Annotated in this window: 9 protein-coding genes and 1 pseudogene; 3 read left to right on the top strand and 7 right to left on the bottom strand. The window is 66.7% G+C overall.

All coding sequences use genetic code 11. The annotated features are described in order from the left end of the window. Positions 1 to 8: 8 nt before the first annotated feature. On the bottom strand, positions 9 to 362 hold the full coding sequence (locus tag G7Y50_RS03310) for a metal-sensing transcriptional repressor (protein WP_165056374.1): 354 nt from the start codon (positions 360 to 362) through the stop codon (positions 9 to 11). Positions 363 to 629: 267 nt separating this feature from the next. Then, on the bottom strand, positions 630 to 2381 hold the full coding sequence (gene nhaA / locus G7Y50_RS03315) for a Na+/H+ antiporter NhaA (protein WP_241159491.1): 1752 nt from the start codon (positions 2379 to 2381) through the stop codon (positions 630 to 632). 475 nt (positions 2382 to 2856) lie between these two features. Between nhaA and hpf the strand changes: the two genes are divergently transcribed. Together hpf and G7Y50_RS03325 are read left to right on the top strand one after the other, a co-directional pair. After that, positions 2857 to 3435: a ribosome hibernation-promoting factor, HPF/YfiA family gene (hpf, locus tag G7Y50_RS03320; RefSeq protein ID WP_165056369.1), complete on the top strand. Its 579-nt coding sequence runs from the start codon at positions 2857 to 2859 to the stop codon at positions 3433 to 3435. A gap of 3 nt (positions 3436 to 3438) precedes the next feature. Further along, positions 3439 to 3657: an acyl carrier protein gene (locus G7Y50_RS03325; protein WP_165056366.1), complete on the top strand. Its 219-nt coding sequence runs from the start codon at positions 3439 to 3441 to the stop codon at positions 3655 to 3657. Positions 3658 to 3750: 93 nt separating this feature from the next. On the opposite strand, the gene G7Y50_RS03330 is transcribed toward G7Y50_RS03325, so the two are convergent. From G7Y50_RS03330 to alr, 5 genes and pseudogenes are all read right to left on the bottom strand, one after another. Next, entirely contained in the window at positions 3751 to 5340 is a 1590-nt protein-coding gene (locus tag G7Y50_RS03330) for a folylpolyglutamate synthase/dihydrofolate synthase family protein (protein ID WP_241156590.1), read from the bottom strand. Between the two features lie 22 nt (positions 5341 to 5362). Then, a complete protein-coding gene (gene gltA / locus G7Y50_RS03335) occupies positions 5363 to 7213 on the bottom strand; it encodes an NADPH-dependent glutamate synthase (RefSeq protein WP_165056364.1) in 1851 nt (616 codons plus the stop codon). Between the two features lie 255 nt (positions 7214 to 7468). Continuing rightward, a pseudogene (locus G7Y50_RS03340) lies at positions 7469 to 8308 on the bottom strand (sulfide/dihydroorotate dehydrogenase-like FAD/NAD-binding protein); the annotation flags it as partial. 345 nt (positions 8309 to 8653) lie between these two features. Further along, positions 8654 to 9250, bottom strand: coding sequence for a uracil-DNA glycosylase family protein (locus tag G7Y50_RS03345; protein ID WP_165056381.1), 597 nt, complete (start codon positions 9248 to 9250; stop codon positions 8654 to 8656). 135 nt (positions 9251 to 9385) lie between these two features. Further along, complete coding sequence (alr, locus tag G7Y50_RS03350; RefSeq protein ID WP_370457975.1) at positions 9386 to 10606, bottom strand: alanine racemase; 1221 nt, start codon at positions 10604 to 10606, stop codon at positions 9386 to 9388. 1005 nt (positions 10607 to 11611) lie between these two features. Here alr and hsdR point away from each other — a divergent pair. After that, the gene (gene hsdR, locus G7Y50_RS03355; RefSeq protein ID WP_165056360.1) at positions 11612 to 13936 is read left to right on the top strand and encodes an EcoAI/FtnUII family type I restriction enzme subunit R; all 2325 of its coding nucleotides are present in this window, start codon (positions 11612 to 11614) and stop codon (positions 13934 to 13936) included.

The raw sequence follows: 13936 nt of genomic DNA on the forward strand, positions 1-13936 counted from the left end.
CGGCCTCCTTAGGAGAAGCGCCGAATGAGGTCCATGACCTCTTCGACTACCTCATCGTTGCCCGCGCGGACCTCCTCGACCACGCAGGTCTCCAGGTGCTCGCGCAGCAGCATCTCGGACACGCGGCGGATCGCGCTCTGCGCCGCCGCGAGCTGCATGAGCACGTCGCCGCAGTAGCGGTTGTCGTCGATCATCGCCTTCACACCGCCGAGCTGCCCGATCGCGCGGTTCAGCCGCTTCTGCACGTCACGCTGCAGCTCCTCGCTGCGCGGCGTGTGTTTGTGCTTGCAGGCGCACGTGTGCGCGCCCGGCGCCGCCGCGTCAGCGCGCGGCGCGCACGCCTCGTCCTCTTGCTCGTACATGCCGTTCTCCTTTCAGCATACCCTCGGGGGGTATCTTGTCATTCGACGGCATTATATACCCCCGAGGGGTATAAGCAAGGGGGATTTCTGCGAAGAAGTCCGAAAGCAGGCGTACGAAGGTTCCTGGCAGCAGGCAGCCGCTGCAAGCAGGCAGGTGCCGCATCCGAAAGCAGGGTGCAGACCGGCAGACGCCGCGTCCGAAAGCAGGGCGCAAGCCAGCAGGTGCCGCACCCGAAAGCAGGGTGCAAGCCCGCAGACGCCGTGCCCCTAGCCCTTCCGGCGCTCCACCACGACCTCGGCCACCCCGGGCTTCGCGCGGCGGGCGGCGTCGACCTTGTCGTAGAGCTCGTCGTCATCGAGGCTCGCCATGAGCTGCACGGAGGCGCGCGCGGCCTCGGCCCCGGCGGTCTGACGATGCACGTCCTCGCTGCTCGTGGTGAGGTAGGCCACGCCGCGGTGCTTGTCCGCCCGCGCCTGCACGAGCAGGAACATGAAGCCCGCCACGCCCGCCACGAGCGACGCCGCCAGAATGCCCAGCTTCGCCGCGGAGATGAGCGCCTCGTCGTCGTACGCCAGGTTCGCCACGAAGATCGCCATCGTGAAGCCCACGCCGCCGAGGACGGCCGCGCCGAGCATGTGCACCCAGTTCACGTTCTCGGGAAGGCTCGCCACCTTCAGCTTCACCGTGAGGAGGCTGAACAGCATGATGCCCACGGGCTTGCCCACCGCCAGGCCGAAGAACACGCCGAGGAGCACCGGGCTCGAGAGCAGCGCGCCGAAGTCGGCGCCCGCCAGCGCCACGTCGGCGTTCGTGAGCGCGAACAGCGGCAGCACGCCGAAGTACACCCACGAGTACAGCTTGTGCTCGAGGCGCGTGGCCGGCGGCACCACCTGGCGCGTCACGCGCGAGAGGTTCTGCACCGTCTCGATGTACTCGCCCTGCGCGATCACGGGCACCTCGGCGTCATACACCTGCCGCGCTTCGCGCACGCGGTCGTCCGACCAGCTCAAAAAGCTGTTCAGGTTCACGCGCGAACCCGAGGGGATGGTGAACGCCAAAAGCACGCCCGCGATGGTGGAGTGCACGCCCGACATGAACACGCAGAACCACAGCACGGCGCCGATGATGAGGTAGGGGTACAGCGAGAAGATGTGCGCGCGGTTCATCACCAACAGCACCACGAGCACCGCCGCCGCGCAGCCGAGCCACGCGAGGGACGGGGTCGTCCCGTAGAACACCGCGATCACGAGGATGGCGATGATGTCGTCGGCCACGGCGAGCGTGGAGAGGAACACGCGCAGGCCGTTCGGCACGCGATTGCCCAGAAGCGCCATGATGCCCAGCGCGAACGCGATGTCGGTCGCCGTGGGCACGCCCCAGCCCTGCGCGGTGGCGGGGTTGCCCGCGTTGAACGCCGAGTACACCACGATGGGCACGACCACGCCGCCGACCGCCGCGATGATGGGCAGCGCCGCCTGGCGGATGTTGGTGAGCTCGCCCACCGTCATCTCGTATTTGATCTCGAGGCCCACCAGCAGGAAGAACACGGCCATGAGCACGTCGTTTATGATGTGCGCGAGCGACATCTCGCCGACGAAGTCACCGAAGCCGATGATGACGTGCGTGTGCCAGAACTCGAGGAACGACTCGTGCATGCCGGTGTTCGCCACCACGAGCGCCACGATGGCGGCCAGCAACATGACGCCCGCCGCCTTGGTCGAGGAGTGCGTGAAGTGGATGAGGCGGCGGTAGCGGCGCTGGTGGCCCTGCACCTCGTCGATGTAGATGCCGTGCGGGTCGGGGTTGCTGGCGCTCGGGTAGACGGGGGCGCCGGAATCATCGGAGGCCGGGACGGCCGCAGCGCCTTCGGATGCGTCGGGTACCGCGTCGGGCGCTGCGTCAGGCGCTGCGTCGGACGCGTCGGGTATCATGCCGAGCACGTCGGGCATCGCAGGCGCGGAGGATACGACCGCACGCGCCGCGGAGGCCCTTCCACGCGCGCTTTCCGCCTCACTCACAAGGGGGGTCTTCTTCTCCACGCCCATGGCAGCACCTCTCATGTCCCGTCCGGCCGAGGCCCTCACGTAAAGCTCTCTTCTTCTTTTCTTTTCAAGAACCTTACCAGATTACCAGATAACTCATCGCCGGACACTCATCCGCAGCGCACGCCCGCAAAAAAGCCGCGAAACAGACCACGCTTCCGCGCGTATCGCGGGCGCGTTCGCTCGACGTGCGGCATTTTCGCAGATAACGCCCGCATTTCGCACGCCATGCCCCACCTGTTGACCATATGACTTCAATTTGTGCGCCGTGTGCAAAACGTTTTGCGCTATGCTTGTCTTGCAGCCTTGAGACGAGGAGCCGCCGTTGAGGAAACCGTCTGATAAGCGCAGGTGCATGCGCGTTTTAGAAGACAGGGTCCGCGCGTACGCGCAGGAGCAGCTCACCCGCCTGGCTGTTTTTTGTTCGCCACGAGTTGAGAGGTGATACTTCATGAGCATTACCGTATCCGGACGCAAAATGCCCATCACCGACGCACTGCGCCAGTACGCTGAAGAGAAGATCGGCGCTGCCATCAAGGTCATCGAGGCCGACCCCATCAACACCGAGGTCGTGCTGTATAAGGAGAAGAACCCCGCGAACCCCGTGCCCGCCATCTGCGAGGTGACCGTGCGCGTGAAGGGCCACATCGTGCGCGTCGAGGAGAACGAGGAGGACATGTACGCGGCCATCGACGTGGCAGCCGCGAAGGTGTCCCGCCAGCTGCGCAAGTACAAGACGCGCGTGATCGACAAGAAGGTCCGCTCCGCCGAGAAGGCCGTCGACCTCGCCCCCGCCCCCGCCGAGGGCGCGCTTGACCTCGACCGCCTGATGGAGGAGCTCACCGACGACGAGGTCGTGCGCGTGAAGGAGCTGGAGTTCGCCCCCATGACCGAGGAGGAGGCCCTCATCGAGATCGACCTCATCGGACACGACTTCTTCGTCTATACTGACCGTGACACCAATCGGGTATGCGTGCTGTACCGCCGCGACGACGGCGGCTACGGCCTGCTGAAGCAGAAAGAGGACTAGCTCGTGGCTACCATCGACACCATTCGCTCCATCCTTGAGGAGAACCTCGACATCGCCCCTGAGAGCGTCACCGAGTCGTCCACGTTCGACTCGCTCGGCATCGACTCGCTCGACATGGTCGAGCTGATCTGCGAGCTGGAGGATAGGCTCGAGATCGACTTCGGCGAGCCCGAGGGCCTCGAGACGATGACCGACCTGGTGGAGTACATCGACAACCTGTAGACCAGGCTGCATGAGCCGTGCCGAAGAGGGCCCCGCGCGGGGCCCTCTTCTTGTTTGGGACAGCGATGACGCGGCGGGCGCGGTGCGGCGAAGTTACAGCGCGGCTTTGATGGCCCCCACGGCGTAGAGGGTGCCGAAGGCCACGACGACGCCGTCCGCGCCGGCGAGCGCGCGGGCGCGGGCGAGGGCTGCGGCGGGGCTTTCCGCCGCCTCCACGTGCGGGCGCACGGAGAGCGCATCCGTTTCGCGCTCGCAATGTGCGCAGGCGCCGGGCATGCCCGTCGCGCTCGGCGAGGGAGCATCGAGCTCACCCGATTCGCACTCGCAGGGCGCGCAGGCAGCCTCGATGGCGGCCGCGAGGTCGCGGGCTGGAAGCGCGCGGGGGTTGTCGGGCGCGTAGGCGACGAACGCGCAGGCGAAGGGCGCCACGGCCTCGATCATGGTCGGGTAGTCCTTGTCGGCGAGCACGCCCATGGCGAACGTCACGCGGCCCCGCGCCGCGTCGGCGCCGCCGAGCAAGTCGGCAAGCGAGGCGGCGAGAGCCTCGGCGCCCTGCGGGTTGTGCCCGCCGTCGACGATCGTGAGCGGATCGCGCGCCACCACCTCGAAGCGGCCCGGCCACGTGGTGCGCGCGATGCCCTCGGCAAGCGCCGCAGGCGTGATGTGCCACCCGCGCCGCCGCAACACGTCCGCCACCTCGATGGCGAGCGCCGCGTTCGCAGGCTGGTAGCTGCCGAGCAGCTGCGTCACATAGCTCACGCCCTTGTACTGGAAATGACGTACGAATGTTTCACGTGAAACATTCGCGAAGGCAGCTTCCGCGCCCTTCGCGCTGTCGGCGGCCTCCGCGTCCTTCGCATTCTCGGCGGCCTCCCCGCCCCGCGCGCCTTCCAGGGTTTCCGCGTTGCCAGCGACCTCCCTGCCTCGCGCAGCTTCCGAATCGCGCGCGCCTTCCGCGGCTTCCGCAGCCTTCGCGGGCAACGCGAGCGGAAGCACCTCGAGCTGGTCGAAGTCGGGCGTGAAGAGCTCGCAGCCCCGCTCGCGCACGACGCGCTCCACCACCTCAGCCGCCTCGGGCTCCTGCGGCCAGCTCACCACCGGCACGCCGGGCTTGATGATGCCCGCCTTCTCGCCCGCGACCTCGGCGAGCGTGCCCCCCAGAAGCGCCGTGTGGTCGAGCCCGACGCGGCAGATCACGCTCACCTCGGGCGCGTCGATCACGTTCGTGGAGTCGAGGCGCCCGCCGAGGCCCACCTCGAGCACCACCACGTCGCAGCGCGCCGCGCGGAAGTGCTCGAGCGCCACGGCGCACATGAGCTCGAACTCGGTGGGATGCTCGCCCGTGGCCGCCTCCAGGGCGCTCGCGTGCTCGCGCACGACGAGCGTGGCGCGCGCGAGGTCGTCGCGCGTGATGTTCGCGCCGTCCACGCGGATGCGCTCCTCGAACGCCTCGATGTAGGGACTGGTGAACAGCCCGACGCGGTATCCCGCGCACGTGAGCACCGACGCCACGTAAGAGCACACCGAGCCCTTGCCGTTGGTGCCCGCCACGTGCACGAACCGCAGATCGTCCTGCGGGCGGCCCATGCGCTCGAGCAGCGCGGTGATGCGCTCGAGGCCGAGACGCGACGCCTGCCAGCGCGGCGTGTTGATGTAGGCTACCGGATCGAACTCCTGCGGCACGTTCGCTGCCTCCTCCCGCACGCTACATCGCCCGCCGCTCGCGCATGACGGCCGCCGCGGCGCGCGCAGCCAGGTCGGCCTCGACGCCCACCTGCAGGAGGGCCCGCATGAGCGCGGCCTCCTCCTCTGCCGCGCCGCTCACGGCGTCGGGCGCCGCGGCGTGCTCGGGGCTCTCGGGCGCAGGGGCGCCCGCGGCCCCTTCGGCGCGCTTCGTGCAACCCGCCGCGCCCACCAGCTCGCCAGAGCCGTCCGCGTCCTTCGCGCCCGCCGCTTCCGCACCCGCCAGCTCGCCTGCACCCGCCGCGCCTTCCGCACCCGCCAGCTCATCAGCGCTCGCAACACGTTCCGCGCCCTCAGCGCCCGCTGCGGCAGCCGGCCCCTCGGGCGCGAGGTACGCCGCGATGCCCGCCGCCGCGCGCTTTCCCGCGCCCATGGCCAGGATCACCGTGGCCGCGCCGCTCACGGCGTCGCCGCCCGCGAACACGCCCGGCACCGACGTGGCGCCCGTCTCCTCGTCGACCACGATGAGGTTGCGGCTCGTGATGTCGAGCCCCGGCGTGGTCTGCGCGATGAGCGGGTTGGTCTTGTTGCCGATGGCGATCACGTACATGTCGCACGGGATCACGTGGTTCGAGCCCTCAACCGCCCGCGGGCGGCGCCGCCCGCTCTCGTCGGGCTCGCCGAGCTCCATGTCGACCACCTCGACGCCGGTGAGCCAGCCCTGCTCGTCGCCGTGGAGCTTCACCGGGTTGGTGAGCGTGCAAAGCTCGATGCCCTCCTCCTCGGCGTGGCGGATCTCCTCGGCGCGCGCGGGCATCTCGGAGCGCCCGCGGCGGTACACCACCGTGACGTCGGCGCCGAGGCGCTTGGCCGTGCGCGCGGCGTCCATGGCCACGTTGCCGCCGCCGACCACCACGCACCGCTGCCCCGCGTGCACCGGCGTGGCGTAGGCGGGGAACTCGTACGCCCTCATGAGGTTCACGCGCGTGAGCAGCTCGTTCGCCACGCACACGCCGTTGAGGCCCTCGCCCTCGATGCCCATGTAGCTGGGAAGGCCCGCGCCCGTGGCCACGAACACGGCGTCGAAGCCGCGCTCGTCCAGAAGCTCGCGCACGTCGAAGAGCTTACCCACCACGGTGTTGACCTCGAACTTCACGCCGAGCGCCTCGATGGCCGCCACCTCGCGCGCCACCAGGCTCTTCGGCAGGCGGAACTCGGGGATGCCGTAGGTGAGCACGCCGCCCACCTCGTGCAGGGCCTCGAACACCGTGACGGCGGCGTGGTGCTTGGCCAGCTCGCCCGCGCACGTGAGCGACGCGGGGCCCGAGCCCACCACGGCCACGCGCTTGCCGGACAGGTCGGTTCCCGGCGCGATCACCGGCACCGCCTTGCCGCCGAGCGGCGTGGTCTCGCTGAGCTCGCCCGTGTGTGCCGCGCGCCGCGCGGCCAGCGCGAGCGCCGCCTCCTGCGCGTGGTCGTCGGCCCAGTCGGCGATGAAGCGCTCCAAACGGCCGATGCCCACCGGCTCGCCGCCCTTCCGGCCGCGCATGCACACGCCCTCGCACTGCGACTCCTGCGGGCACACGCGCCCGCAGATGGCGGGCAGCGCGTTGGCGTCCTTCACCGCCGCGTACGCGCCCGGGAAGTCGCGCTGGGCGATGAGCGCCACGAACTCGCGGATGGGCACGCCCACCGGGCAGCCCGCCACGCAGGGCCTCGAGCTGCACTGGATGCAGCGGCGCGCCTCGCTCACCGCGCGCTCGGCGTTGTAGCCCAGCGTCACCTCGGAGAACGTGTGCGCACGCTCGAGCGGGTCGAGCACCGGCATGGGGGTCTTGTACCCCTGGCGGTTGTAGTTGAGCACCTTCGCCATGGCCTACTCCCCCTCTCCGTACACCGCTTGGCCCGCGCCCGTGGCCTCGGCGTGGCTCGCCGCGCGCGCCGCCTCCTCGCGCGCCGCCTTCGCCTCCAAAGCCGCGCGCACCTTGGCGGCCTTCGGGGGGTCCATCACGGCCAGCTTGGCCTCCATCGCGGGATCGAGCGTGATGCGCGCCGCCCTCCGCGGCCCGCCTGCGGCCTCTCCCGCCGCGCGCTCCGCAGCCCGCCGCGCCGCCATCGCATCGCAGTCGCGCGCCTCGCTGGCCAGCCGCTTCGACATCCTCTTGTGCGCCGACCCCTCGTAGGCGCGGTACATCACGCTGCGGCGCATGGCGTCGTCGTAGTCCACCAGGTGCCCGTCGAAGTCGGGCCCGTCCACGCAGGCGTGCAGGTACTCGTCGCCCACCTTCACGCGGCAGCCGCCGCACATGCCCGTGCCGTCGATCATGATCGGATTCATCGACACGAGCGTGCGGATGCCGAACTCCTTCGTGGTGAGCGCCACGAACTTCATCATGACGACCGGCCCCACGGCCAGCACCAGGTCGTAGTCGGCGCCCTCCTCGATCCAGCGGCGCAAAGGCTCGGTGACCACGCCCTTGTTGCCGTTCGAGCCGTCGTCGGTCATGATGATCGAGCAGCTCGAGCACGCCTTGACCTCGTCCTCGAGGATGACGAGGTCCTTCGTGCGAAAGCCCGTGATCACGTCGACCTCGCAGCCGTGGTCGTGCAGCCACTTGGCCTGCGGGTACGCGATGGCCGTGCCCAGGCCGCCGCCGATGACGCACGCGCGGCGCGCGCCCTCGAGCTCGGTGGGGTTGCCGAGCGGGCCCACGAAGTCGAGCAGGGTGTCGCCCGCCTGCAGGGTGGCCAGGCGCATGGTGGTCGCGCCCACCGCCTGGAACACGATGGTCACCGTGCCCGAGATCGGGTCGGCCGCGTTCATGGTCAAAGGGATGCGCTCGCCCTCCTCGTCGATGCGCAACATGATGAACTGCCCCGGCTTGATCTTCTTGGCGATCTCGGGAGCGGAGATGACCATGCGAGTCACTTCCGCGTTGAGTGCCTCCACGCTCTTGATAAGGTACATATGATGCCCTTCTTCTTCGCATGCAGAAAACGCGTGCGCGCGCTGCGACGTGGCTCCCCTTGCGCTCGCGGTCCCGCGTTTCGGAAGCCTACAGTATAGCAAAGCCTCAATCGGCGAACGTGCCGATTTTGTTCACCAACGGTTTATTTTATGGCAGCATTTCAGCTGCGGATGACAGCTTGCGGACGGGCGCCTGCGGCGCCCGAGGCGCGCACGCGCCGGCCCGCCGTTGCGCGGGCACCAGACGCCGGCCCGTCATTGCGCGGGCGCCAGACGCCGGCTCGCAGCCTGCGGCTTACGCGACCCGCCAAACGCCACCCGCGGCTTGCGGGTCGCCCAACGCGCCTACTGCTCCGGGGCGCCTTCCGCCGCGCGCGGCGGGCGGGTTCCCAGAAGCTCGCCCAGGGTGGCGAAGTCGTTCTCCAGCGCGAGGCGCTTGCTGCCGTCGTAGAGGGCGGCGGCCGGGTGGAAGATCGGGAACACCTTGAAGCGGCCGGCGCGCTGCAGCGTGCCGTGCAGGCGCGTGATGCCCACCTCGGTCTTGAGGATGAACTTCGTCGAGAAGTTGCCCAGCGTCACGATGAACTCCGGGTCGATGGTGCGCGTCTGCTCGCGCAGAAACGGCGTGCACAGCTCGATCTCCTCGGGACGCGGGTCGCGGTTTCCCGGCGGGCGGCACTTCAGCACGTTCGCGATGAACACGTCGTCGCGCGTGAGGCCCGCGATGCCCAGAAGCTCGTTGAGGTACTTGCCCGCAGCGCCCACGAACGGCTCGCCCTGCAGGTCCTCGTTCTTGCCCGGCGCCTCGCCCACGATGAGCACGCGCGCGTTCGGGTTGCCCACGCCGAACACCGCCTGCGTGCGCCCGTCAGCCAGAGGGCAGCGGCGGCACGCCTCCACGTCCGCGCGGATCTGCTCAAGCGGAATATGCGGTTTGGGAATCCCCATGCCCCTTCCCTTCCTTTGCTCTGCAGGTTTTGAGCGCTCTCGGGTCGCTCGCAGCGACGGCGAAGGCTATCGAAGCCGTGAGAGGCCGTGCGAGGCCGCAGCGGCGCGCGGCAGGGCGCATATATCGCTTTAGCGATATATGCGCGGCAGACGCGAGCAGCCGAACCCGATGGCGATCTCGTGCTGGATGGTCCCCAGCTTGTCGGCCATCTCGTCGATGGTCACCACGGCATCACCCGCCTCGCCCACGATGAGCACCTCGTCGCCGATCTGCGGGTCCACGCGGCGGCGCGTGGCGTAGGTGCGCAGATCGACCTCGAACATGCACTGGTCCATGCAGATGTTGCCCACCTGGCGGAACGCCTTGCCGTCTACGATGAAGTCGGTGTTGCCGGACAGCCCGCGGCGCAGGCCGTCGGCGTACCCGATGGGCACCGTGCAGATCTTCACCGAGCCGGGGCTGCGGTAGCGCATGCCGTAGCTCACGCCCTCGCTCATGGGCACGAGCTTGGCGTCGGTGACGCGCGCGTGCACGCTCATGGCGGGGCGCAGGTCGATCTCCCCGTACGTCTCGGGGCACGGGTAGAAGCCGTAGAGCGAGATGCCCAGGCGCACCATGTCGAAGTGGACCTCGGGGTAGCGGATGCCCGCCGCCGAGTTGGCCGCGTGCACGATGCCCGGGTCGACGCCGGCGGCGCGCAGGGCGTTCACCGCCTCGAGGAAGCGCTTCGCCTGGATCTGGAAGTCGAGCGTCTCGGCGCAGTCGGCTGTGGCGAAGTGCGTGAACGTGCCCACCAGGTCGAGCGCGCGGTGGAAGCCCACCTGGTGCATGAAGGCCACCACCTCGTCGTGGCGCACGCCGATGCGGTTCATGCCCGTGTTCACCTTGAGGTGGAACGGTGCGCGCAAACCCAGCGAGTCGGCCGCCTCCGCGTACTGGATGGCGAACTCCGCGGTGTAGACGCTCGGCATGATCTTGTACGCCAGGAGCAGCGGGATGGAGGAGATCGGGGGCTCGCCCAGGATGAGGATGGGCGCGTTCACCAGCGCCTCGCGCAGCTGCACGGCCTCGTTGACGGTAGCCACGCCCAGGTACTCCGCGCCCGAGTTGAGCGCCGTCTTGGCGCAGCGCACCGCGCCGTGGCCGTACGCGTCGGCCTTCACCACGGCCATGAGGCGGCAGCCGCGCGCGAGGCGGCTCTTCACCGCCATGGCGTTGTGGCGGATGGCGGAGAGGTCGATCTCGACCCACGCCCAGCGGCGGTCGGCCTCGGGGATGGTGGCCAGCTTGTCGGGGTCGAAGCTGGGGGCGGCGCCTTCGTCCTCGGACGCGGTGAGGAACTGGCCCATGCTCCGAGACGCCGTCGGGGCGGAGGGCTTCCCCCAGACGCCCTCGGGCTTGCCCTCGCCGTCGCGCATGCCGGGCACCTGCCAGCCGGCGCTCGCCGCGCGGGAAGCCGATGCGTCGCGCGAGGCGCTCGCGGCCTTCGCGGCCGCCTCGGCCTCTGCCTTCTTGATGGCGTCGCTCGCCGAGACGAAGCCCGCGTCGTGGCGGGGCCTGCTGGTAAATCCGTTGGGAATGTCGCTCATGTTCCTCTCGCCTTACACCTGCGCCGCTGCGCGCAAGGCAGCGGCTCGCCGAATCACATCCCAGCAGTATAGCGCAAAAGCCCCGCCCCGAACGCAACGCAGGGCGGGGCTCACAGGACGCAAGGACGACGGGGCATGGCTTGCTGCTTACGGAACAGGGCCATCGGCACCCCACCCGCGACTCCAATGCAGCGGAGTGGCACGAACCTACGAGGTGTGGGGCGACAGAATCTTCGGAACGCTCGCGGTGTCGAGTTATCTGCTTGAACGCGTAGCACCTAAGCCAGATGGCGAAGCCGCATGCTGAGCCTCACGAGCAGCCTCACAGAAGCCGGCGAACATCATATGGACCTCGAAAAGAACCGGGAGGGATGCTCGATACGATCGCGGCACTCTCGGCAATATCGGTCTTTTCTTCACGCCTATCCGAACGACTTTCGGCTTTCACCGTCCCCTTAGGTATTAGCGGCTAGCTTATATAAGATTTGGTGACTCACCCTCTGATAGAATGATTGCTGATGATGTACTGCATTACGCATGAGGCGGAAGGGCGTGCGATGAAGTATCCCCGGCTTATCGAGGGCGAGGCGAAAGATCCCAAGGCGCAGGCGTTCCTGACAGACGACAGCGTCGTGCCTATGGCCATTGGGATCCCGAGTAACTTTCACGACCCGGCAAAGGAATCCGCTCCGCCTCGCGACATAAGCCTTAACGCTTTCGCACGTACATGCATGATCCAAGAGCTGAGTGAGGGAGGCTAACGGCATGAACGAATCCGATACGAGGCTCAAGCTCATAGACCCGGCGCTCAAGAAGGCCTGGAAGCTCGACCAAATCCGCACTGAGTACTACTTCACTGATGGCGAGATCGTCGTTCGCAGCCGTATGACGTCACGCAAGAAGCCCAAGAAGGCGGATTATCTTCTCCTTTACGCTCCCGACGTTCCCATCGCCATCGTTGAGGCGAAGGACACCGAGCACAGCATTGGCGCAGGCTTGCAGCAGGCTATGGGCTACGCGCAATCCCTCGACGTGCCTTTCGCTTACAGCAGCAACGGCAAGGGCTTCATCGAGCATGACTTCTTTACCGGCAAAGAGCGCAGCTTCGGGATGAACGAGTTCCCAACGCCAGAAGACCTCTGGGACCGGTACTGCGCCACAAAGGGGCTCTATGACAAAAGAATGGAGGAAGCCGTCACCAGCCCTTACTATTACGAGCACGGCGGCAACGTTCCCCGCTACTATCAGCGCATCGCGGTCAATCGCACCATCGAGACAATAGCCAAGGGCGGAAAGCGCGTACTGCTAGTCATGGCTACCGGCACGGGCAAGACCTACACTGCCTTCCAGATTGTGCACCGCCTGCGCAGCATCGGAGCTGCCCGCAAGGTGCTTTATCTGGCAGATCGCAACATTCTGATCGATCAGACGAAGGACGGCGACTTCAAGCCTCTGCAAAAGGTGACCACGAAGGTGGAGCACCGCAAACTCGACCCCGCCTACGAAGTGTACTTCGCGTTGTACCAGCAGCTCGTCGGCGAGAACGATGAGGAGATATTCAGAGCCTTCGACAAGAGCTTCTTCGACCTCATCATCGTGGACGAGTGCCATCGTGGCAGCGCCTCGGAAAATTCGGCTTGGCGCAAGATACTCGAGTATTTCAACCCCGCCATTCAGATCGGCATGACGGCAACGCCCAAGGAGACCGAGGATGTATCGAACATCGACTACTTCGGCGAGCCTGCCTATACCTACTCGCTCAAGCAGGGCATCGAGGACGGATTCCTCGCACCTTACAAGGTCGTGCGGCCGAAGCTCAACGTCGATGTATACGGATACCGGCCCATCGCAGGCACGGCAGACGACAAGGGCCAGATCATCGAGGACCGCGTATACGAGAAATACGACTTTGACCGAGACATGGTCATTAAAGAGCGTACCGAGGAGGTCGCCAAAAAGGTGACGCAGTTCCTCAGGGAAACCGACCGTTATTCCAAAACCATCGTATTCTGCGTAGACATCGATCACGCCGAGCGCATGCGACAGGCTCTCGTCAACGAGAACAGCGATATCGTGGCCGAGCATCCGAACTACATCATACGCATAACGGGAGACTCAAAAGAGGGCAAAGATCAGCTTGAAACATTCATTGACCCTGACGAGACGTTTCCCACCATCGTGACTACATCGAAACTTCTCACCACGGGCGTGAACTGCAAGACGTGCAAGGTCATCGTGCTCGACAACATTTTCGGAGAGGCGGGCATGACCGAGTTCAAGCAAATAGTCGGGCGCGGGACCCGTATCTGCGAATCGTACGGGAAGCTGTACTTCACCATACTCGACTTCCGCGACGCCTCGCGCTTGTTCGCCGACCCAACGTTCGACGGAGAGCCGGTTCAAATATACGAGCCGGCGTCTAACGAACCGATCAACCCGCCAGTTTCGCCCCCTGCCATTACGCCTGTTCCGGACCCGCCAGCCTGGCCGGGCAACGGCAACGGCAACGGCAACGAGGCCCACGGTCGTGCAAAGTACTACGTATCCGGCGTCCCCGTGCACATCGTATCCGAGCGCGTCGAATACTATTCCACGAACGGCGAGCTCGTCACGGAAAGCCTGAGGGACTACACGCGCAAGAACATCCTCGGCGAGTATGACACGCTAGACCACTTCCTCATCGCGTGGAACGCCGAAGACCGTAAGCAGGCCATCATTGACGAGCTAACGGAACGGGGCGTGTTCTTGAATGAACTGCGCCGCGAGTCAGGTCAGCACGAAATGGGCGATTTTGACCTGATCTGTCATGTCGCCTACGACGCAAAGCCGCTCACACGCAGCGAAAGGGCGAACAACGTCAAGAAGGCCGGATACCTCTACGAGTACGAGGGCGTTGCCCGTGAGGTGCTGGAAGCACTGCTCGACAAGTTCGCGACCTCTAATCTCGTCGATCTGGACGACGCCCGAATTCTCAGCCTTGAGGAGTTTCGCCAGTTCGGCAGCCCTGTGACAATAGTCAAGGTGTTCGGCGGAAAAGACAAGTTCGTGGAGGCCGCGCAAGGTCTCGAAAACGCACTCTACTCTGCATAG

It is taken from the genome of Adlercreutzia sp. ZJ176 (assembly GCF_011038975.1).
GTDB lineage: Bacteria > Actinomycetota > Coriobacteriia > Coriobacteriales > Eggerthellaceae > CAAEEV01.